Source organism: Nocardioides stalactiti (assembly GCF_014180715.1).
Classification (GTDB): domain Bacteria; phylum Actinomycetota; class Actinomycetes; order Propionibacteriales; family Nocardioidaceae; genus Nocardioides; species Nocardioides stalactiti.
Window position 1 is genome coordinate 1 of sequence record NZ_JACEFC010000032.1, and the last position, 21,761, is coordinate 21,761.

Annotated in this window: 14 protein-coding genes; 6 read left to right on the forward strand and 8 right to left on the reverse strand. The window is 69.4% G+C overall.

Annotated features, from left to right (window positions below; translation table 11 throughout):
• Positions 1 to 886: 886 nt before the first annotated feature.
• Positions 887 to 1,543: an HIRAN domain-containing protein gene (locus tag H0487_RS08715; RefSeq protein ID WP_246383192.1), complete on the reverse strand. Its 657-nt coding sequence runs from the start codon at positions 1,541 to 1,543 to the stop codon at positions 887 to 889.
• Positions 1,465 to 1,761, reverse strand: coding sequence for a hypothetical protein (locus H0487_RS08720; protein WP_183093850.1), 297 nt, complete (start codon positions 1,759 to 1,761; stop codon positions 1,465 to 1,467). Before H0487_RS08720 ends, H0487_RS08715 begins: the two co-directional genes overlap by 79 nt.
• A 450-nt stretch (positions 1,762 to 2,211) precedes the next feature.
• On the opposite strand from H0487_RS08720, the gene H0487_RS08725 reads away from it, so the two are divergent.
• Positions 2,212 to 6,588, forward strand: a complete 4,377-nt coding sequence (locus H0487_RS08725) for an nSTAND1 domain-containing NTPase (protein WP_220793217.1) — start codon at positions 2,212 to 2,214, stop codon at positions 6,586 to 6,588.
• Between the two features lie 282 nt (positions 6,589 to 6,870).
• Positions 6,871 to 7,263, forward strand: a complete 393-nt coding sequence (locus H0487_RS08730) for a hypothetical protein (RefSeq protein WP_183093852.1) — start codon at positions 6,871 to 6,873, stop codon at positions 7,261 to 7,263.
• Between the two features lie 65 nt (positions 7,264 to 7,328).
• Here H0487_RS08730 and valS read toward each other — a convergent pair whose 3' ends face one another.
• Entirely contained in the window at positions 7,329 to 9,941 is a 2,613-nt protein-coding gene (gene valS, locus H0487_RS08735; RefSeq protein WP_183093853.1) for a valine--tRNA ligase, read from the reverse strand.
• 60 nt (positions 9,942 to 10,001) lie between these two features.
• On the opposite strand from valS, the gene H0487_RS08740 reads away from it, so the two are divergent.
• Together H0487_RS08740 and H0487_RS08745 are read left to right on the forward strand one after the other, a co-directional pair.
• Positions 10,002 to 11,195 carry a SpoIID/LytB domain-containing protein gene (locus H0487_RS08740; protein WP_183093854.1) on the forward strand — a complete coding sequence of 398 codons (1,194 nt, stop codon included), beginning with the start codon at positions 10,002 to 10,004 and terminating at the stop codon, positions 11,193 to 11,195.
• A 67-nt stretch (positions 11,196 to 11,262) separates the two neighbouring features.
• A complete protein-coding gene (locus H0487_RS08745; RefSeq protein WP_183093855.1) occupies positions 11,263 to 12,429 on the forward strand; it encodes a calcium-binding protein in 1,167 nt (388 codons plus the stop codon).
• Positions 12,430 to 12,453: 24 nt separating this feature from the next.
• On the opposite strand, the gene H0487_RS08750 is transcribed toward H0487_RS08745, so the two are convergent.
• Entirely contained in the window at positions 12,454 to 15,858 is a 3,405-nt protein-coding gene (locus H0487_RS08750; protein WP_183093856.1) for a pyruvate carboxylase, read from the reverse strand.
• Positions 15,859 to 15,974: 116 nt separating this feature from the next.
• On the opposite strand from H0487_RS08750, the gene H0487_RS08755 reads away from it, so the two are divergent.
• Complete coding sequence (locus H0487_RS08755; protein WP_183093857.1) at positions 15,975 to 16,802, forward strand: calcium-binding protein; 828 nt, start codon at positions 15,975 to 15,977, stop codon at positions 16,800 to 16,802.
• Positions 16,803 to 16,818: 16 nt separating this feature from the next.
• Here the strand turns inward: H0487_RS08755 and H0487_RS08760 are convergent, their stop codons facing one another.
• The 3 genes from H0487_RS08760 to H0487_RS08770 are packed head-to-tail and all read right to left on the reverse strand — an operon-like array spanning position 16,819 to position 19,148.
• Positions 16,819 to 17,208, reverse strand: coding sequence for a type II toxin-antitoxin system PemK/MazF family toxin (locus H0487_RS08760; RefSeq protein ID WP_183093858.1), 390 nt, complete (start codon positions 17,206 to 17,208; stop codon positions 16,819 to 16,821).
• 9 nt (positions 17,209 to 17,217) lie between these two features.
• Complete coding sequence (locus tag H0487_RS08765; RefSeq protein WP_183093859.1) at positions 17,218 to 18,672, reverse strand: PH domain-containing protein; 1,455 nt, start codon at positions 18,670 to 18,672, stop codon at positions 17,218 to 17,220.
• The gene (locus tag H0487_RS08770) at positions 18,669 to 19,148 is read right to left on the reverse strand and encodes a PH domain-containing protein (protein WP_183093860.1); all 480 of its coding nucleotides are present in this window, start codon (positions 19,146 to 19,148) and stop codon (positions 18,669 to 18,671) included. The genes H0487_RS08765 and H0487_RS08770 overlap by 4 nt, the downstream gene beginning before the upstream one ends.
• A 122-nt stretch (positions 19,149 to 19,270) precedes the next feature.
• Between H0487_RS08770 and H0487_RS08775 the strand changes: the two genes are divergently transcribed.
• Positions 19,271 to 19,807: a hypothetical protein gene (locus H0487_RS08775; RefSeq protein WP_183093861.1), complete on the forward strand. Its 537-nt coding sequence runs from the start codon at positions 19,271 to 19,273 to the stop codon at positions 19,805 to 19,807.
• 89 nt (positions 19,808 to 19,896) lie between these two features.
• Here the strand turns inward: H0487_RS08775 and H0487_RS08780 are convergent, their stop codons facing one another.
• Positions 19,897 to 21,690: an acetyl/propionyl/methylcrotonyl-CoA carboxylase subunit alpha gene (locus H0487_RS08780; RefSeq protein WP_183093862.1), complete on the reverse strand. Its 1,794-nt coding sequence runs from the start codon at positions 21,688 to 21,690 to the stop codon at positions 19,897 to 19,899.
• Positions 21,691 to 21,761: the final 71 nt, after the last annotated feature.

Genomic DNA, 21,761 nt, shown 5'->3' on the forward strand with positions numbered 1-21,761 from the left:
AGTCGCGATAGACCCGGATCACGTCCTCGCGGAACTCCTTGGGAAACGCCTTCGGCATGGTGCACATCCTTCCAGCGTCGACACACATCGACGCAGATCAGATGTCACCTATCCGTGCAGCAGACCCCATTGTCGGCCGTGTCACGTGCACGCTGTCTAATGGATCGATCCATCGAGAGATCGTAGACCGCCCCGCGATCGGTTCGCGGCCGTATGGCCAACGTCGCGGGCCGCCATGTTGCGTCGGGCGCTACCTAGGCCTCTAGGCTTCCTCCGTGGACCAAGGCGACTGGGGAATCGTGCTCGCGATCGCCGGAATCGGGGTGACCATCCTGCTAGGGCTGCCTGTACTGATGCGTCGAAGGGTCGCGCCTCATTGGACAGAGCCTCAATGGACCGTAGGCCCGATGAAGATCCGAACCCAACGGTTCCCTGTGTTGACAGCAAGGTGGACCTTGCGAGGATCGAACGCAGTTCAGGGTGTCGAATGTGCGGTCCAACCGCCGGGGGGACCATGGCACTTGTGCGCGTGGCCGAAAGGTCGGATCGAACCACCAAAGGATGACCTCTTCACCTATGTCAACTTGTTAGACGGTCGGCCGTTCAACACAACAGTCGCCTCTCCCGCCGACGTGGGTAAGCCGGTTGAGGATTTCACTGAGCGGGCTGTCAAGGGCAGGTACCACCTACGGATTGCCTGGTACGAACCTGAAAGGCCAGCTCGGAGACGTCAGAAGATCTTCTCCTATGTCGTGACCTGACTGCTCAGTGGCGATGTGTACGTCGCGCGCTGTCGCTGCGACCAGGTCATGACCGCTGACGCGGCGCTATGACGCATCCGAGTTCCGCGCGCTTGCGGCTGACCTTCCTCCGTCGGCCAGGGGGCTCACTTCTCAGCGCGGTTGAGGTGATCCCAGAGCGCGCGTTCAACGACCAGCACCTGCAGGCTCACCCCCTTGTGCCCCGCAGCGGATCCGAGCGTCGATACAGCCACCATGTCCGCCCCTGCGTCGAGCAGCTTCGCCAGCCGTTTCGCGTAGCCACGTGGCACGTAACCAGTGATGTCGCGCGCTCCTGCCGCGTAGACAGCAATCGCATGCGGGTCGTGTTGGTTGTCGGGCTCGCGCACCAACCGCACCGGGGCGCCCGGTTTGAAGTCACCGCGTCGGGCGGCCCTTTCGTGATGCGCAGTTCCCCGAACCACGAACGACCACAACCCTGCGCGACTCGCAGCCGTCCGGCTCTTGGGATTGACCCAACAGTATGGCGTCACGACCAGCAGCCGATCCCGAACCCGCTCAAGCCAAGCATCTGGAAGGCCGTCAGGACCGGCTGCTAGCGCCTCGGCCTCGGCCTCCGGCGACAAGTACTCTTCGCGGCTCACAAGACCGAGACGCTCTGCACAGTCGGCGCGTTCGGTGGGTGTCAATGGCCACCGGGGCCCGCGACGCGCCAAGTACTCCGCTACCTCACGGATTTCAACCTCGGATCGACCCTGACCGCGATAGACCGAGACCTTGCCTGCCCACTGGCGTGGGGGCATCCACGGCGGGCGCCGTTCGGCCCGAGTTCCACCATGGTGTCGTCTGGTTTCGGGAACTCCGGCTCGGTTTGGAGGAAATCCACTTCCCGCGCTAGGTCACGCAGCATCTCGGCATGAAGCCGCTCGGCCCCCGCCTCGCTCTCGGGCATCGCCGCGGCAGCCTTGGCCTCGATTTCGGGCATCATCGCCGCGGCGCTCGCCTCCGCCTGCCGCAGCATCCTCAGTGTGAGGCGATCTCACTGACGTCCTCAGGGGCGCGGCTGGGGGAACACTCGTCCCGGACGCAAACGCTTTGGCAAGCCAAACCGCCAACAGGAGGCAGAGCCCCAATCCGACGGCGACCACACCAGCGAGCCAAGCCATGTCTCTGACGGTAAATCGATTGGAGCGACCTGCAGGCCAGCTTGCGCGAACTGGCGCCCCGACGCGCGCCCGCAGGCGGCGAATAGACGCTCGCGTGATGCGGCTGGTCCGCGAACGGACAGCAGCTTCGCGCATCTATGCCACCCTATGGCGACCGTCCACTAGTCTGCGCTCAATATCGCCCTTCGGCGTTCGACGTTGAAAGTTATCTTGGGGTTCATGTGTCGCCTAGGCCCGGCGGGGAGACGGACAAGCTCGGGAATAGGTACGAGCTTGCATGGGCTATCCGTCATGCCTTCTACTGCATGCTTGACGACCGCCGGGCGTTGACCGCGGAAGACATCGACATCGAGGTCGGCAGAGGTTCCGAGTTCACCTACGACACCGGGCTCGTCACCGAGGCGCACCAGTTGAAGCGTCAGAACGGCAACAGCAACAGTTGGACCGTCAAGGCGCTGGCCGATCTGAAGATCTTCGAGGCAGCTGCGAAGCACGTGGCGGCTGGACGGCGTTACCACTTTGTCTCCCTTGTGCCCTGTCGGCCGTTGCAGGAGTTGTCCGAACGCGCACGTAGGTCGGCAGATCTAGCCTCGTTCACTGACTACTGGCTCACCAAAGAGTTGGCAGCCGTATTCGACGAGCTGACGGCAGCGGAGGTCCTGGGTAGTCCCAAGACGGCTTGGGAGACGCTTCGCGGCATGTGGTTCTCGGTTCAAGACGAGTACGACATCATCCGCATGAACAGCATGCTTGCCGAGTGTCACCTCACTGGCGCTAGCGGTCACCTAATCTCTCTGGCTGTTGGTGACATCCTGCTCGACAATCTTGGCAAGCGTCTGACTCGAACTGAACTATTGGCCATGCTCGCCGAACAGGGCATCAAGCCGCTGGCGCGCGGGTCGCATCAGACGGCGCACGAGCGGGTGCTGACGATCACCAACAGTTGGCGCCAGTCTGTTCAGCGCGAACTCCTGCAACCGCCGCTTGCGCGCGCAGAGGCTACTCAACTAGTCGAGGCTCTCGAGCTGGACCGGATCGGGCTCGTCGCAGGTACAGCTGGCGGCGGGAAGAGTTCTGTTCTGGAGCAGACTGTCGCCTCGCTTGAATCCGCCGGCGCCGAGGTCCTTGCGCTGCGGTTGGACCGACTCGACCCGTTCGCGTCGACTGCCGACCTTGGTCGGCAGCTCGGGATCGAAACCTCGCCGGCGGTCGCCTTGGCGTTGGCGGCCGACGATCGCGCCGCCTACCTAGTCATTGACCAGCTCGACGCTGTGAGTCTCGCTTCCGGACGTATGCCGGAGAGCTTCGACGTCGTCATGGATCTCATCGGGGAAGCGTTGTCCGTGAGCGGCATGCGCGTTGTCCTGGCATGTCGCCAGTTCGACATCGATAACGATCACCGGATCCGCGCTTTGGCGTCTCGCACCGATGTCACCAAGGTGGAGGTCGGCCTACTGTCGGCGGAGGACGTCGAAGCGGCTGTGACCAGCATGGGCCTTGACCCGACGCACCTGAGTCCATCGCAGCGAGTCTTGCTGCAGACGCCGCTGCACCTGGTGCTCCTGCAAACGATCGCGTCTCAGGCTGACGCGTTGGACTACCAATCGAGGGGTTCTCTCTTCGAGGCCTTCTGGGAGCGCAAGCGGCAAGCGGCGCGTGCGCGGCGACAGGACGTCAGATTCAACGACGTGGTCAGTCGGATCGCCAACGCCGCGAGCGATCGACAACTGCTGTCTGTCCCACTCGAGATTCTGGATGATGGGGATCTCATTGAAGACGCCAACGTCCTGGTCTCGGAGCACGTACTTGCGCGGGACGGCGGTCGAATCGCGTTTTTCCACGAATCGTTTTTCGACTATGCCTTCGCGCGGCAGTGGGTGTCCCGATCGGAGTCGCTCGTCGACTTCCTACTCCGTGACGAGCAGGAACTGTTCCGCCGCGCCCAAGTGCGCCAGATCCTGCAGCATCTCTATGAGCGGGAGCCTGACCGCTTCCGCGCCGAGGCCGAAGCGGTACTGACGGCTGACGAGATCCGATTCCACATCAAGGAGACCGTCCTGGCCGTCGCGGCGAATCTTGCTGTGCCGACGACTGACGATGCTGAACTAATGCTGCGGGTAGCCGCGACCCACCCGCGCTTCGAAGGCCGGCTCTGGCAGCAGCTGCGCCGACCGCAGTGGTTCGCGCGCTTCCACGAAGATGGCCAGATTGCCGCTTGGCTCGATGGTCCGGACGAAGACATGCGTAATCAAGCGCTAAACACAATGGTTAGCTCCGTCAAGGAGCACCCGGCACCAGTCGCCACCCTGCTTAGCGACCGCAAGAGCGCGCCGGAGTATCTAGACTGGTTGCGCTGGGTCACCCGCTTTGCTGACGTTTTTAAGAATCGTCAGTTATTCGACCTTGTGCTCGAAGCCGTCCGGGAAGGCGCCTACGACGCCACAGAGCATGAACTCTGGCTGACGGCGCACGACCTGGTGAAGCACGAGCCACTCTGGGCGATCGAGCTGCTGCGGGCTCGGCTGATCGATCACGTCGATGCGCTGAGGCTCACCGAGGGGGGCAAGGTGGCTGTGCTCGGCACGCGCGAGTATGGCGCGGCCGAACTCGTGAAGGGCGCCACCGATGCTGAGCCGCTGGCATTCGTGCAGACCGTTGTGCCGTATCTCCTCCAAGTCATGGCCGCCACCGCAATGGAGCGTCGCGACGACGAGCCGATTCGTGACCAGCACTTCAGCGCGCGCTTTGAGGTCGATGACCTAGATGACCGCGAGCTTGACGACGCCTTGCTGGCGGCATCGGTCCGCTCCTTGGAGAAGCTGGCAGCGACCGACCCTGAGGCGATCCGAAGCCTCCTCGAAGATCTGGCCGCTGACCCCCATGACGGGTCACAGTTTCTGCTCTACCGAGCCTTGTCAGCGGGCGGCGAGCACTTCGCTGACTGGGCGGCAAGCCTCTTGCTCGAAGGTGGCCGGCGTCTCGATTGCGGCTACGTCTCAGATTCCGATTGGGTTGCGCGGGAGTTGGTCGGGGCGATTGCGCCTCACGTGACCGACGAGATCCACCAGCAACTCGAGGACCTGTTCCGAGACTTGACCAATGAGTACGAGACACGTCATAGCTCGGGCCGTGCTGCCTTCACGTTCCTGTCTGCGCTGGAGGAGACGCGGCTCACTCGGGCAGGACGAGGGCGCCTCGGGGAGTATCAACGGAAATTCAAGGAGGATGCGCCTGCGAAGCCACGCGGCATCACCGGTGGGTTCATCGGTTCGCCGATCGCCCCCGATGCCGCTAAGAAGATGACCGATGCGCAGTGGCTTAGCGCGATGGCAAAGCACGACTCTGACAAAACGAACTGGAGCACCTTCACCGGGGGAGCTCGGGAACTGTCGAACGTACTGAAGGAGCAAGTTGCTGCTGACCCGGCACGATTCGCGCGCTTGGCGCTGCAGCTGACGCCCGAGTTCAATACGGCGTACACCGATGCGCTGCTCATGGGCTTTGGCGACGCCGATGTGAGTGATGGCACCGCGCCGCTGATCTTCGAAGCCGTCCGTCACATCGCGTCGCTGGGACAGGCAGACAACGATCGGTGGCTCGGGATGGCGCTGCGGAAGTATTACCGCGAGGTGCCGCTTGACCTGGTTGAACTAATCCGAGACCGCGCACTGCACGCCCCAGACCCGACCGACAGTTCCCCAGTGATTATTCGCGATGGCACGGACGGACAGAGCGCGGCGGACATGCGCATGAACGGCATGAACACCGCGCGCGGAAGCTTGGCTGAGGCGCTCGGCGACCTGCTGATCACTGACAGTGACGGGCAGCGAACCGCGCTGGTCGTGCCATACCTCAGCGCGATGGCCAGCGACCCGGTGCTGAGCGTTCGCTCGTGTGTTGCACACACCCTGGCCGCATCACTCCGGCACGCTCGCCCAGAGGTCCTGACGGCGTTCTCAACCCTGATCGATGCTGACGATCGTCTCCTCGCCGCCGGGTTCGTACAGCAGTTGATGCTCTACATCGGCAACGTGAATCCCGAGGTCATCGATCCGGTCATTCAGCGCATGCTGGCCTCGGAGGACGCCGAGGCGCGTGAAGCTGGGGGCGCCATCGCGGCCTACGCGGCCCTGGAATGGGACCGCCCAGACCTTATGGAACAAGCACTGTCGGGGGACATCCACGTCCGCAAGGGTGTCGCGCAGGTCAACGCTAGGCGTGTCGATCGCACCTCTAACGCCGAGTTGGCCACGGCCAGCCTGATCCGCTTGATGAACGACGACGCGGATGAGGTGCGTAAGGAAGCGGCTGCAGTGGCGCCGCACCTTCGCGAGCACCCGCTCCAGGGGTTCGTTCAACTGCTGACGGCACTGATCGAATCGCCTTCTTACGACCACGCCACACCTCAGTTGCTGCTTACGCTGCAGTACGCGCCGGACAAGGTCGATGAATTGGTCTTGAAGGCTGCACATCGGTTCGTTGATGTCTTCGGCAAGGACGCTGCTGACATTCGTACCGGAGCAGCTGGCGACGCGCACTACATCAGTGAGCTGGTGGTGCGTGGGCTCGCGCAGTCCCGGGACCGTACCCATCGAGCGGCGCTGCTCGACGTTCTGGACCTGCTCCTTGAGCTCGGCGTCTACGGCATCAATGACGCCATAGCGGAATCTGAGCGCCTCTAGCCGAAGGCAGACGATCAGCGGGGCGAAGCGCCTATGACGCGGGAACACTGTAACCACCATCTCGAGCGACCCGCCGATAAGTGGTGCGGTCAACCCGGAGGTCCACACGACCCTGCTCATCCGCGTCAATCTGGGCGGATTGGGCGTGGCCGATGGGCCGCCGTGCGCAGACGGGTGGGGTTCTGGGACGGCCGGCGCGGGTGGGAGGGTGGCGGGATGGACGAGGGTCGTTATTTTCCGCGGACCCGGCTCGCGCTGGGGGTGTACTTGGATGCGCTGGGGGTGAACCCGAACAGGTACAGCCTGGGGGACTGGGCGGATCCGGACGACGCGATCGTGCTGGCGCAGCGGCCGGAGGGGTGGGTCGTGTTCTACACCGAGCGGGGGAGGGAGACGGTGCTGGCCGTCCATGCCCAGGAGGCCGACGCGTGCGCGGACCTGTTGGGCAGGGTCGGGTACGACACCTACTCGCTGTGTCGGCTGATCGCCGGGCCGGCGCCGGCGGGGGAGGCCGACCAGGCGTTCGACGACTGGCTGCGCGACCTCGGCACCACCCGTGAGGACCTCGCCCCCGAGGACTGGTTGTACGACGACGTCCCGTGGGTCGAGGGCCCGTTGTGGCGGCGGTACTTCATCCGCGCCACGACCGCCCGGCGGTTGCTCGCCGGGCGGTGACCTCCGCAGGCCGGACTGCCCCGGACTGCCCCGGACTGCTCCGGACTGCTCCGGACTGCTCCGGACTACTCCGCAGCCTGCTCCGCGATCTCCGCGGCGACGGACAGCTCGGTAGCGGCCTCGTCGATCGTGAAGACCAGCTCGCCGGTGATCTTGCCGGCGGAGCGGAGGTCGGCGGTGGCGATCTCGGCGTGCTTGACCAGGCGCTCGGGGCCGGTGATCTCGACACGGGCGAGCTCGGTGCGCATGGAGACCTTGGCGGTCGACTTGGCGCCGCGGATGCCGCCGAGGGCGGCGGCGATGGCGTCGATCGCGGTGCCGTCGGTGGCGCCGGCCGAGCCCAGCTCGTTGACCGTCGGCCAGGAGGCACGGTGGACCGAGCCTTCCTGCCACCACGACCAGACCTCTTCGGTCACGTACGGCAGGAACGGCGCCAGCAGGCGCAGCTGGACGTGGAGGGCGAACGCGAGGGTCGCCTTCGCGGACTCCGAGGCGTGACCGTCGCCGGCGTACGCCCGCTCCTTCACCAGCTCCAGGTAGTCGTCGCAGAACTCCCAGAAGAACTTCTCGGTGACCTCGAGCGCCGTCGTGTAGTCGTAGGCCTCGAACGCCTCCGTCGCCCGGCGCACCACGCCGCCGAGGCGGCCCAGGAGCGCCGCGTCGACCTGCTCGCCGACCAGCGAAGGGCTGAAGTGTGTCGCCCCCACGCTGCCGAGGACGAACTTCGACGCGTTGAGGACCTTCATCGCCAGCCGGCGGCCGACCTTCATCTGGGTCTCGTCGAACGGCGAGTCCAGGCCCGGGCGGGCGATCGCCGCACGCCAACGGACCGCGTCGGCGCCGTACTTGTCGAGGATCTCGTTGGGGACGACGACGTTGCCCTTGGACTTCGACATCTTCTTGCGGTCCGGGTCCACGATGAAACCCGAGATCATCGCGTGCGACCACGGCGACGCGTTGTTCTCGAAGTGCGCGCGCACCACGCGGCCGAACAGCCAGGTCCGGATGATGTCGTGGGCGTGGGTGCACAGGTCCATCGGGAAGACGCGGCCCCACAGGTCCTCGTCGTCCACCCAGCCACCCGCGATGTGCGGGGTCAGCGACGACGTCGCCCACGTGTCCATCACGTCCGGGTCGCCGATGAAGCCGCCCGGCTTGCCGCGCTGGTCCTCGGTGTAGCCGGACGGGGCCTGCGTCGACGGGTCGATCGGCAGCTCCGCCTCGGTCGGCAGCAGCAGCCGCGCGTAGTCCGGCTCGCCCTCGGCGTCCAGCGGGTACCAGACCGGGAACGGGATCCCGAAGAAGCGCTGGCGCGAGATCAGCCAGTCGCCGTTGAGGCCACCCACCCAGTTGTCGAAGCGGTGCCGCATGTGCGGCGGCAGCCACTCGATCTCCGCGCCGCGGGCGATCATCTGGTCGCGCAGGCCGGCGTCGCGGCCGCCGTTGCGGATGTACCACTGACGCGTCGACACGATCTCGAGCGGCTTGTCGCCCTTCTCGTAGAAGTTCGCCATCCGCTGCGTCGCCTTGGGCTCGCCGTCGAGGTCGCCCGTCTCTCGCAGCTTGGCGACCATCGCCTCGCGCGCCGAGAACACGGTCTTGCCGGCCAGGTCCTCGTACGCCGCCGACGCCTGCTCCGAGGACAACCACTCGGGGGTGTCGCGGTGGAGCCGGCCGTCGCGGCCGATGACGGTGCGGACCGGGAGCTGGAGCTCGCGCCACCACTGGACGTCGGTGAGGTCACCGAACGTGCAGCACATCGCGATGCCGGCGCCCTTGTCCATCTCCGCAGCGGCGTGCGCCAGCACCGGGATCTCGACGCCGAACACCGGCGAGGTGACGGTCGAGCCGAAGAGCGGCTGGTAGCGCTCGTCGTCCGGGTGGGCGATCAGCGCGACCACCGACGGGATCAGCTCGGGACGCGTGGTCTCGATGTGGACGGGGGAGCCGTCCGCTGCGTGGAACGCCACCCGGTGGTAGTGACCGGCGTAGTCCCGCGCCTCGAGCTCGGCCTGCGCCACCGCCGTCTGGAAGGTGACGTCCCAGAGGGTCGGCGCCTCCTGGAGGTAGGCCTCGCCGCGGCCCAGGTTGCGCAGGAACGCGCGCTGGCTGACGGCCTGCGCCCGGTGGCCGATCGTCGTGTACGTCGTGTCCCAGTCGACCGAGAGGCCCAGGGTGCGCCACAGCGACTCGAAGACCTTCTCGTCCTGCTCGACCAGCTGCTCGCAGAGGGCGATGAAGTTCGGCCGGCTGATCGGGATCTGCCGCTTCGGGTCGGGCTTCTCCGGCGGCGTGAAGTCGGCGTCGTACGGCAGCGACGGGTCGCAGCGGACCCCGAAGTAGTTCTGCACCCGGCGCTCGGTCGGCAGGCCGTTGTCGTCCCAGCCCATCGGGTAGAAGACGGACTTGCCGGTCATCCGCTGGTAGCGGGCGATCAGGTCGGTGTGGGTGTAGGAGAAGACGTGACCCACGTGCAGGCTGCCGCTCACGGTCGGCGGCGGCGTGTCGATCGCGTAGACGTTCTCGCGCGGCTGGGTGCGGTCGAACGCGTAGGTCTGGGCCGCCTTCCAGCGGTCCGCCCACTTCTCCTCGAGGCCCTCCAGCGCAGGCTTGTCCGGTACCTCGACGGCACCGAGGTCGGTGCTCGTCGGGTCGGTGGCCTGCGGGTTCTCGCTCATAACCCTCAATCCTATTGGGGGGCCGCCACCGACTTGAATTCACGCACTACCCTCGGACGGATGGTCAGAGCCCTGGGTCTGCTGCTCGTCGCGTCGCTCCTCGTGGTGGCCGCTCCCGCAGCGCCGAGCCCGGCCGGCGCGCCCGCCCAGACGGTGGCTCAGTCGGTGGTCCAGCGCGGCCCGGCCTCGGTCACCCTCGAGGGCCGCGGCTACGGCCACGGCCGCGGGATGTCGCAGTACGGCGCCCAGGGCGCTGCGTCGGAGCGCGGCAAGACCCACCGGCAGATCCTGCGCTTCTACTACCCGGGCCTGGCCTTCGGCACCGCCGGCGGCACGATCCGCGTGCTGATCACCGCGGACAGCGACGGGGACGTCGTGGTCGGAGCGCGTCGGCGCCTGGCGGTGCGCAGCGTAGGCTCCGACGAGCGCTTCCCGCTGACGTCGAAGGGTGCGAAGCGCTGGAGGATCACGCCGATCGACGGTGGCTCCAGCAGCCGGGTCTGGGTGCTCCGCAGCGGCTGGAAGAAGGTCCGGGACCTGCCCGGTGCGGCGCAGTTCGAGGCGGGCGGACGACCGATCGAGCTGTTCACCCCGGCCGGAGCGGTCCGCTACCGCGGCGCGTTGCGCTCAGCGGGTCCCGGGTCGGACCGCGCCACCGTCAACGTGCTGGACCTGGATCCCTACCTGCGGGGCGTCGTCCCCCGGGAGGTCCCCGCCCTCTGGCACCCCGAGGCCGTGCGTGCCCAGTCGATCGCCGCTCGGACGTACGCGGCCTACGAGCGTGCGTTCACCGACCGCGGCCACTTCGACGTGTACGACACCACGCAGTCGCAGGTCTACGGCGGGCGGACCGCCGAGCACCCGGCCTCCGACGACGCGGTCCGAGCGACCGCCGGGGTCGTGCTCACCGACGACGGCGAGCCGGCCTTCACGCAGTTCTCGTCGAGCAACGGTGGCTGGACGGTCGCCGGGACGCTGCGCTACCAGGTGGCGAAGGAGGACGTCTGGGACCCCTGGGCGGGCAACCCCAACCGCACCTGGACCACCACGGTCGCCGCGACGGCGATCGAGCGTGCCTACCCCGCGATCGGCGACTTCCGTCGGCTGCGCGTCGTCGAGCGCGACGGGCACGGGGCCTGGAACGGCCGTGCCCTGCGGGTCAGGGTGGTCGGCGCGCGTGCGTCGCGAACGGTGGACGCGACCGACCTCCGCGTCGCGTTGGGTTTGAAGTCCACCTGGTTCCGCCAGGCCTGACGTGTCTCACTCACCGAGCACGACGAAGTCGACCGGCACCCCGATGGGACCTCGTCGTTGGACGGGCATGCGCATCGCGATCCTGACGCTTCTCGGACCTGCCCTTGCTGTCACGGCCTTCGGGCCCTCGGCCCCCGCCTCGGCGGGTGGTGAGACCTGCCTGGGCCAGACGGTCACCATCAACGGCACCGACGGCGACGACGAGATCCAGGGCACCGTGCTCTCCGACGTGGTCTTCCTCGGTCCGGGTGACGACACGTTCTACGGCGCCGAGGGCGACGACGTCGTCTGCGGCGGCACCGGCGCGGACAAGATCTTCGGCGGCATCGGCAACGACCGGATCGACGCGGGCGGCGACAACGACAAGGTCTGGGGCGGCGACGGCGACGACGAGGTCAAGGGCGGCGGGGGCAACGACATCCTCCGCGGCGAGAACGACGACGACATCATCCGCGGGGCGGGCGGCAACGACCTGGTCCTCGAGAACGCGGGCGACGACCTCGTCACCGGCGGCGGCGGCCGCGACATCGTCAGCTATCGCGAGTCCGCGACGCCCGTCAACGCCCAGTGGGGCAATGGCACCGTGACCGGAGCCGGCAACGACACCATCGGCAACACCGAGCGCTTCGAGGGCAGCCGCCTCGCCGACACCATCAACGGCGGCGACGGCTTCGACGACCTGGCCGGCGGCGGCGGCGACGACCGCATCTTCGGCCGCGGCGGCGACGACCTGCTGCGGATCTCGACGGGCGAGGGCCGCGGCGGCGCCGGCAACGACGCGTTCATCGTCCGTCGTACGGGCGAGGCGTTCGGCGAGGCCGGCAATGACCGGTTCGTCATGCGGGGCGGTACGTCGCGCGGTGGCGCCGGCAAGGACCTCTTCCAGGTGCTCGCGAAGGGTGCCGGTCACGCCGACGGCGGCGCGGCCGCCGACGTCATCTCCTTCGAGAAGGTCAAGCGCGGCGTCACCGCGAGCTTCGCGCGCGGCAAGGCGACCTGGGGCAACCGCCAGGTCACCATGGGCGGCATCGAGGTCATGAAGGGCACCAAGCTCGCCGACAACCTCGAGGGCAGCAGCGACCCCGACTTCCTCAACGGCTTCGGCGGCAACGACAAGCTCAGCGGCGCCGGCGGCAACGACCTGCTCATCGGCGGCAAGGGCTTCGACATCGGCAACGGCGGCCCCGGCGGCGATGTCTGCGTGACCGAGGTCAAGAACGCCTGCGAGGCCTGAGCCTCACCCAGGGGCGGTCCCGGGTCAGTCCCCGAGGACCAGCACCAGGTCGCCGCCCTCCAGCGGCCGGGTGCCGGAGAACGACACCCGCTCGACGGTCCCCGCCCGCGGGGCGGTGATCGAGGCCTCCATCTTCATCGCCTCGATCGTCGCCAGCGTCGCGCCTGCCTCGACCTGGTCGCCCTGGGCGACCGTCACCGTCACCGCGCCCTGGTACGGCGCCGCGACGTGGCCGGGGTTGCCGGGGTCGGCCTTCTCCGCGCCCTCCGCGTCGGCGGTGATGCTCAGGTCACGGACCGGGATCGGGCGCAGTTGGCCGTCGATCCGGCACATCACCGTCCGGTAGCCCTTCTCGTCGGGCTCGCCGATCGCCTCGAGCCCCAGCAGCAGTCGCTTGCCCTCGGCGAGGTCGATCTCGTGCTCCTCGCCGACCCGCAGCCCGTAGAGGTAGTCGAGGGTCGGCAGGATCGAGACGTCGCCGTAGGTCGCGCGCGCGGCCTCGAACTCCTTGGTCGGGCCGGGGAACAGCAGCCGGTTGAGGGTGGCGCGGCGGTTCGCGGAGGTCGCGGCGAGGTCGTCGTTGTCTGCTGCCGACAACTCGGCGGCGGGCGGGGCCCAGTCCCGGCCCTCGAGCGCCTTGCTGCGGAACGGCTCCGGCCAACCGCCGGGCGGGTCGCCGAGCTCGCCGTGGAGGAAACCGATCACCGAGGCGGGGATGTCGTAGCTGCCGGGGTCGGCGGCGAACTCGGCGGGGTCGGCGCCGAGACCGACCAGCGCGAGCGCGAGGTCGCCGATCACCTTCGAGGACGGCGTGACCTTCGGGACGTTGCCGAGGATGTCGTTGGCGGCGGCATACATGTCCTCGACCTGCTCGAACCGTTCGCCGAGGCCGAGGGCGATCGCCTGCTGCCGCAGGTTGGAGAGCTGGCCGCCGGGGATCTCGTGGCGGTAGACGCGGCCGGTGGGTGACGCGAGCCCCGACTCGAACGGCGCATAGACCCGGCGGACCGCCTCCCAGTAGGGCTCCAGCGCGCTGACCGCGGCGAGGTCCAGCCCGGTCTCCCGCTCCGAGTGGTCGGTGGCGGCGATGAGGGCGGTGAGCGAGGGCTGGGACGTGGTGCCCGACATCGAGGCGGCCGCCGCGTCGACCGCATCGACCCCGGCGTCGATCGCGGCGAGCAGGGTCGCGAGCTGACCGCCCGGGGTGTCGTGGGTGTGCAGGTGCACAGGGAGGTCGAAGCGCTCGCGCAGGGCGGTGACGAGGCGGCGGGCCGCGGGCGCCCGCAGCAGGCCCGCCATGTCCTTGATCGCCAGCACGTGGGCGCCCGCCTCGACGATCTCCTCGGCCAGCCGGAGGTAGTAGTCGAGCGTGTAGAGCCGCTCGCCCGGGTCCGACAGGTCGCCTGTGTAGCAGAGCGCCACCTCGGCGACCGCGGTCGTAGTGCCGCGCACCGCCTCGATCGCGGGCCGCATCTGGGACACGTCGTTGAGCGCGTCGAAGATCCGGAACACGTCGATCCCGGTCGCCGCGGCCTCGTCGACGAACGCCGTCGTCACCTCCGTCGGGTACGGCGTGTAGCCGACGGTGTTGCGTCCGCGCAGCAGCATCTGCAGGCAGAGGTTCGGCATCGCCTGGCGCAGCGCGGCGAGCCGCTCCCACGGGTCCTCGGACAGGAAGCGGAGGGCGACGTCGTACGTCGCGCCGCCCCAGCACTCGACCGACCACAGCTGGGGCGTCATCCGGGCGACGTGGCCGGCGACGCCCAGCAGGTCGGTGGTGCGGACGCGGGTCGCGAGCAGGCTCTGGTGGGCGTCGCGGAACGTCGTGTCGGTGACGGCCACCTGGTCCTGGGCACGGAGCCGCCGCGTGAACTCCTCCGGCCCGAGTCGCAGGAGCTGCTGCCGGGTGCCGTCGGGGGCCGGCACCTCCAGCGACAGCGACGGCAGCTTGGCGGTCGGGTCGAGCGCGACGGGCGGGTCGCCGAACGGCTTGTTGACGGTGGTCTCCGCCAGGTAGCGCAGCAGCTGACCGCCCTGGTCGACCGACTTGCGCGCCCGCAGCAGCTGCGGGTGGGTCTCGATGAACGACGTCGTCACGCCGCCGGCGGTGAAGTCGGGGTCGGTGAGCACCGCCTGGAGGAAGCCGAGGTTGGTGCGCACGCCGCGGATGCGGAACTCCGCGACCGCGCGCTGCGCCTTCTGGACCGCCTGGTCGAAGGTGCGGCCGCGGCAGGTGAGCTTGGAGAGCATCGAGTCGAAGTGCGGGCTGACCTCGGCGCCGTTGTAGGTCGTACCGCCGTCGAGGCGGACGCCGGGACCGCCGGGGGAGCGGTACGTCGTGATCTTGCCGGTGTCGGGCCGGAAGTCGTTGGCGGGGTCCTCGGTGGTGATCCGGCACTGGAGGGCCGCGCCGCGCAGCCGGACCGAGTCCTGGCTCAGCCCGAGGTCGGCGAGCGTCTCGCCCGCCGCGATCCTCAGCTGGGACTGGACGAGGTCGACGTCGGTGACCTCCTCGGTGACCGTGTGCTCGACCTGGATCCGCGGGTTCATCTCGATGAAGACGTAGCTGCCCTGAGGGTCGAGCAGGAACTCGACGGTGCCGGCGTTGCGGTAGCCGATCGCGCGCGCGAACTTCACCGCGTCGGCGCAGATCCGCTCGCGCAGGGCGGGGTCGAGGTTGGGGGCCGGCGCGATCTCGACGACCTTCTGGTGGCGGCGCTGCACCGAGCAGTCGCGCTCGAAGAGGTGGATGACACCGTGCTCGTTGTCGGGGCCGGTGTCGTCGGCGAGGATCTGCACCTCGATGTGGCGCGGGTCGACGACGGCCTGCTCGACGAACACGGTCGGGTCGCCGAAGGCCGCCTCGCCCTCGCGCATGCAGGCCTCGATGGCCTCCTTCAGCTTCGCCGGGTCGTCCACGCGCCGCATGCCGCGGCCACCGCCGCCCGCGACGGCCTTGACGAAGACGGGGAACGGCAGCGCCGACGCCGCCTCGACGAGCGCGGCGACGTCGGTCGACGGATCGACGCCAGCCAGGGTCGGGACACCGGCCTCCTTGGCCGCCGCGATCGCCCGGGCCTTGTTGCCGGTCAGCTCGAGGACGGTGGCGGGCGGACCGACGAAGGTGATGCCGGCGTTGACGCATGCCTCGGCCAGCGCGGGGTTCTCCGAGAGGAAGCCGTAGCCCGGATAGACGGCGTCCGCGCCCGCGCGGACCGCGACCTCCACGATCGCCTCGGGGTCGAGATAGCTGCGGACCGGGTGGCCGCGCTCGCCGATCTCGTAGGCCTCGTCGGCGCGCAGCCGGTGCTCGGAGCCGCGGTCCTCGTAGGGGAAGACGGCCACCGTGCGCGCGCCCATCTCGTAGGCGGCGCGGAACGCCCGGATCGCGATCTCTCCACGGTTCGCCACGAGCACCTTCGAGAACATGCCGTCAGCCTAGGGTCGAATCGACGACGGCGGGCGGGGTAATTCCCCTGGCTGACGGCGTTGCGCACGGTGCCCGTGGCGCTCCCGCCGTACTCTCGACGGCTGAGGAGGCAGCGATGCGCGGACGCGCGGCCCTTGCGGCGCTCGTCGCACTGCTGAGCATGGCGGTGCTGGCGGCGCTCTTCGGCGTGTCCCGGGACGAGGACGAGCCGGGCGCCGAGCTCGCGGTCGCCGGTGCCAACTGCGAGGGCATCCCCGCCACGATCGTCGGCACCGAGCGCAAGGACACCATCGAGGGCACACCCGGCCCCGACGTCGTGGTCGCCAAGGGCGGCGACGACGTCATCAAGACCTACGGCGACAACGACGTCATCTGCGGCGGCGCGGGATCCGACCGGATCTCCACCGGCGCCGGCGACGACGTCACGATCGGCGGCGACGGCAACGACTGGGTGACCAGCGTCGCCGGTGCCGAACGGATCTACGGCGGCCTCGGCGACGAGACCGTCGAGGTCACGACCGCCGCGGACACGCCCGTCAGCCTCGTCGGGGCGGAGGGGCTCGACCTGCTCACCCTCACCGTCGGCGGCACCGACCCGGTGCTGGTCGACCAGGCCGAGCAGATCCTCATCCTCGGCCCGGAGCCCGAGCACGAGCCCGGAGCGTTCAGCGGCTGGGAGCTGGTCTGGCTCAAGGGCAACCACGCATGGACCTACGTCGGCACCGACGTCGCCGACAGCGTCATCGCGCTCGGCGGACGGCTCACCGCCTCGACGTACGGCGGCAACGACGTCGTCTCGGCCGGCGACGGCGACGACATCGTCAACGGCGGCGACGGCAAGAAGGACGCTGCCGCGCTCCTGGACGGGGTCAACGCGTGCGCCGAGACCGAGTGGGGCGACTGCGACCCGCAGGTCGTCCTCCCCGGCGCCCGCCCGACCTAGGCACACGCGGTCGCCGTCAGCTCAGCAGCGCGGTCCGGGCGGCGAGCACCTCGTCGAAGATCGGCTGCGCCAGCGCCGCGCCCTCGCGTCGTACGTCGGCCTCGCGGAGCAGGACGACCCGGTCGAGCCGGACCTCGCTGGGCCGGTGCTCGTGGTCCCAGTCGCCCACGCCGACATCCCGCCAGTACCGCCCGGCCGCGGCCTCCTGCGCGGCGTCGCGGTCGTGGTCCTTGCTCGTCATCACCAGGCAGGCCAGCGTGCGGGCGCCGTCCCCGTCCTCCTCGGCGCCGATGACGAGCACCGGACGGTCCTTGCCCTGGCTCGGGTCGTCCTCGTAGGGCACCCACGCCCAGCAGACCTCGCCCGGGTCCGGCCGCCCGTCAGGTGTGGGGGAGTAGTCGGTCACGGCAGCACGCTAGACCCGCGCGCTCGAGGTCAGGAACGGGTCGACCAATCCAGGGGTCGCTGATCCCGCCCAGGTGATCGCGGCCTCCGCCGGGACGTCGGGTACGCCGACCTGGCCGCTGCCGCCGGCCGTCGTGGCGGCGACGTCGGTCAGGCCGATCCGGCGCTGGAACCAGGTGTCGCGGAACGTCCAGCCGATGACGTGCTCGGTGCCGAGGGCGTCCCGACGGCGGAGCAGCGACCCCGAGCGGGTCACGATGAAGCCGTCGACGAGGGTGTGGCCGAGCGCTCGGGCCCGGTCGCGGGCGAGCGCCAGCGCGACCCCCGCCGCCAGCGCCGCACCGAGCAGGAGCCAGGCCGGGCCGCCGACGGCGACGAGGACGACGGGAGCCGCCGCGAACGGCAGCGCACCGAGGAGTGCGCGCGTGTAGCGGCGTCGTACGGCAGCGCGGCCGTGGGGGCGCAGCGCCGCCGACATCGGAGCGGGGGAGCCGAGCACGGCCTCCGCCGCTCCGGCGACGACCGCCTGCGCGGCCGGCGGCACCAGGATCGTCGAGGCGTCGCCGCTACGGGCCAGGCCCGTGGCGATGACCGACAGCCGGGCGCCGCGCGCGAGCCGCAGCCCGGCAGGCTCGCCGCGGCTCACCCCGGCGACCCGGGTCTCGTCGATGCTGGTGTCGCGGGTGGTGAGCAGGCCCCGGCGCACGTGCCACGCCCCGCCCTCCCGGACGAGGGTGAAGCCGCCGTTGACGACGAGGTAGCCGACGACCGTGACGACGACGACGAGGACGGCGACGGCGGCGACCGCACCGAGGAGCAGGAGGCCGGTCACCGCCTCGAGGTCGTCCTCGCTGATCCGCAGGTCCAGGTCGACCATCTCCGACGTCTGGCCCACGACACCGACGAGGGCGCCGAGCGCGACCAGCCCGGCGCTGGTGAACGGCGCGTACCACAGCCAGCGCGCCGAGAACCGGGCGATCGGCACGGCGGCCGGCGCAGCGCCGGGCTCCGTCGTCCCGGCCGGCGCGGTGGACAGTCGCAGCAGACGGGAGCGCAGCGCGTCGGCCTGCTCGCGCGGCAGGCCGTCGAGCTCGAGCTGCTCGTCACCGTCGGTCGCGACGCTGCCCGTCCCGATGACCAGGGTCGCGAGGCCGAGGGCCCGGTGCGCGACGGTGGCGGTGACGTCGACGGAGCGGACCCGGTCGAGCCCGCTCGAGAGGGTGTGCCGCTGCACGAGCCCGCGGCGCAGTTCCACCCGGCTCTCGCTGATCCGATAGCTCGTCGTGAGGTAGCGGACCAGCCCGATCACGACCGGTACGCCGATGCCGACGACCCCCCAGGGTCCGGCGCCCGACGCCCCGCCCGCGACGACCATGCCGATGAGCACCGGCAGGAACTTCACGACCTCCCGGAGCGGGTGGACCAGGAGCATCCGCGGGTCGAGGCGGAGCCACGGCTCGTTCACGTCGCGTCGCCCTCGACGAGGTCGGCCTTGGCGGTGAGCTCGTCGACGAGGGCGACAGCGGTCGTGTGGTCGAGGCCGTCGATCCGCAGTGGACCGGCCGCGGACGCGGTGGTCACGGTGACCGTGGCCAGCCGGAACGCGCGGGCGAGGGCGCCCTGCGCCAGGTCGACGGTCTGCACCCGCGACATCGGTGCGATCCGCCGCTCCCGGGCCCACCAGCCGCGCTGGGTGTAGACGGCCGTCTCGGTGACCTCCCAGCGGTGGACCGCATAGCGCCACTGCGGCACCACGGCGGCGTACGCGACCGCGAGCAGCGCGACCCCGCCGACGACCCACCACCGGAAGCTCGCGTCCCACACCAGTGCGGCGACCGCGACGGCGATGACGGCCACGCCTGCCGAGATGGCACATTCGACCTGCCACAGGACACGGGCACGGGGGCTCACCCGCCTGGCGGGGTCACGCAGCGAGGACACGCCTCGACATTAGCCAGCGAATCCACCCGGTCCTTGCAACCATCTGATCCTCAACCGCGTCTCCTGTCCGTGCTCGACCGGGCACGGCCCTCCAGGGCGACCGACTACGAGGAGATCCCCCGATGAAGACCATCGCCACCGCCGCTGCCGGCCTCGCTGCCGCCGCGCTTACCCTGACCCTGGCGGGACCGGCCAACGCCGAGCTCTACGGCGTCGACGACGCCAACGACAGCCCGCACGGCTCCGACCTGTACTCCGCCCAGATCGACTACAAGGAGCGGAAGGTCGTCATCAAGACCGTCCACGACAACCTGCGTCGCGCGCCCAGCTCGGGTTCCGGCGGTGTCGTGTTCCTCGACACCGACCCCGAGGACGCCGGACCCGAGTACGCGTTCGTCGCCGGCTACACCGAGGGCACCGACTACCAGCTGATCGAGGTCGACGCGTTCCGTCCCGAGACCTGGGGCGAGCCGGTCGACGGCAACTACGACATGGACGTCAACTACGCCGACGACACCGTGCGCTTCGAGATCTCGCGCGCCGCGATCGACCGTCCCGACGAGATCCGGGTCGCCATCCGGGTCAGCGGTCCGTCGTTCGCCTCCCGCGACTGGCTGGGTCCGGAGCACGGCTTCACCCCCTGGATCGCGCGCGGCTGACCGCCCCCCGGCAGCCCCGCGAAACGGCGAAGGCCCGGCTCCCCGTGAGGGGAGCCGGGCCTTCGTACGCCTACGACACGCTCGGGCGATTAGGGAGTCTTGAGCTCGCAGAGGACCTCGCCGTTGCCGACGGTCGCGCCGACCTCGGCCTTGAGGCCGGTGACGGTGCCGGCCTTGTGGGCCTTGAGCGGCTGCTCCATCTTCATCGCCTCGATGACGACCACGACGTCGCCCTCGGCGACCTCCTGACCCTCCTCGACGGCGATCTTGACGACGGTGCCCTGCATCGGGCTGGTGACCGCGTCGCCGGAGGCGGCGGCGCCGGCCTTCTTGCCGCCTGCGCGCTTGGGCTTCTTGGCGCCGGCGGCCGCGCCGCCGGTCGAGAGGCCACCCAGGCCGGCCGGGAGGACCACCTCGAGGCGCTTGCCGCCGACCTCGACGACGACCTTCTGCCGCTCGCCGGCCTCATCGGCCTCGCCCGCGGCACCGCCGTACGGGGTGATCTGGTTGTCGAAGTCGGTCTCGATCCAGGTCGTGTAGACGTCGAAGGATCCCTCGCCGGTCGGGTTGGACGCACCGACCCACGCGGGGTCGTTGACGATGACCTCGTGGAACGTGATCGCGGTCGGCATGCCGTCGACCTCGAACTCCGACAGCGCCCGGCGCGAGCGCTCGATGGCCTGGGTGCGGTCCTTGCCGGTGATGATCAGCTTGGCGACGAGGGAGTCGAACGAGCCGGGGACGGTCTCGCCGTTCTCGTAGCCGCCGTCGACGCGGACGCCGGGTCCCTGCGGCGGGTTCCAGGCGGTCAGCGTGCCGGGGGCGGGCATGAAGTTGTTGCCGCCGTCCTCGGCGTTGATCCGGTACTCGATCGAGTGGCCGCGGACCTCGGGGTCGTCGTAGCCGAGCTCCTCGCCGGCCGCGATGCGGAACATCTCGCGGACCAGGTCGATGCCGGTGACCTCCTCGGAGACGCAGTGCTCGACCTGGAGGCGGGTGTTGACCTCGAGGAAGGAGATGGTGCCGTCGTTGGCGACCAGGAACTCACACGTGCCGGCGCCGACGTAGCCGGCCTCGCGCAGGATCGCCTTGGAGGACTCGTAGAGCCGCTTGTTCTGCTCGTCGGTGAGGAACGGCGCGGGGGCCTCCTCGACCAGCTTCTGGTGGCGACGCTGGAGCGAGCAGTCGCGGGTGGAGACCACCACGACGTTGCCGTGGGAGTCGGCCAGGCACTGGGTCTCGACGTGGCGCGGCTTGTCGAGGAACTTCTCGACCAGGCACTCGCCGCGGCCGAAGGCGCTGATCGCCTCGCGGGTCGCGGACTCGAACAGCTCCGGGATCTCCTCGAGGGTGCGGGCGACCTTGAGGCCGCGGCCGCCGCCGCCGAAGACCGCCTTGATGGCGACCGGGAGGCCGTGCTCCTGGGCGAACGCGACGATCTCGTCGGCGTCCTTGACCGGGTCCTTGAGGCCCGGGGCGAGCGGCGCACCCGCGGCGAGCGCGATCTGCTTGGCCTTCGCCTTGTCGCCGAGGCCGTCGATCGCCTCGGGGGAGGGGCCGATCCAGATCAGGCCGGCGTCGATGACCGCCTGCGCGAAGTTGGCGTTCTCGGCGAGGAAGCCGTAGCCCGGGTGGACGGAGTCGGCGCCCGACTCCTTCGCGACCGCGATGATCTTCTCGATCACCAGGTAGGAGTCGCCCGGCGTGGAGCCGTCGAGGCTGTAGGCCTCGTCGGCGAGCCGGACGAACAAGGCGTCCCGGTCCGGCTCGGCGTACACGGCGACGGAGCCGATGCCCGCGTCCTTGCAGGCACGGATCACCCGGACCGCGATCTCACCACGGTTGGCGATCAGGACCTTCTGCAACGGCTTAATCTCGGGCACGCGACATCTCCTCGTCGTCTCGAATCGTCCGGCAGTCTAGGGTGCCGCGATCCCACCTCTGCACCGGGCGC

Coding starts and splice junctions, on each gene's coding strand:
- H0487_RS08715 (WP_246383192.1), bottom strand. CDS start 1,543: ATGCCCCCACGCCAGTGGGCAGGCAAGGTCTCGGTCTATCGCGGTCAG.
- H0487_RS08720 (WP_183093850.1), bottom strand. CDS start 1,761: ATGCTGCGGCAGGCGGAGGCGAGCGCCGCGGCGATGATGCCCGAAATC.
- H0487_RS08725 (WP_220793217.1), top strand. CDS start 2,212: ATGCTTGACGACCGCCGGGCGTTGACCGCGGAAGACATCGACATCGAG.
- valS (WP_183093853.1), bottom strand. CDS start 9,941: ATGAGCGAGAACCCGCAGGCCACCGACCCGACGAGCACCGACCTCGGT.
- H0487_RS08740 (WP_183093854.1), top strand. CDS start 10,002: ATGGTCAGAGCCCTGGGTCTGCTGCTCGTCGCGTCGCTCCTCGTGGTG.
- H0487_RS08745 (WP_183093855.1), top strand. CDS start 11,263: ATGCGCATCGCGATCCTGACGCTTCTCGGACCTGCCCTTGCTGTCACG.
- H0487_RS08750 (WP_183093856.1), bottom strand. CDS start 15,858: ATGTTCTCGAAGGTGCTCGTGGCGAACCGTGGAGAGATCGCGATCCGG.
- H0487_RS08755 (WP_183093857.1), top strand. CDS start 15,975: ATGCGCGGACGCGCGGCCCTTGCGGCGCTCGTCGCACTGCTGAGCATG.
- H0487_RS08775 (WP_183093861.1), top strand. CDS start 19,271: ATGAAGACCATCGCCACCGCCGCTGCCGGCCTCGCTGCCGCCGCGCTT.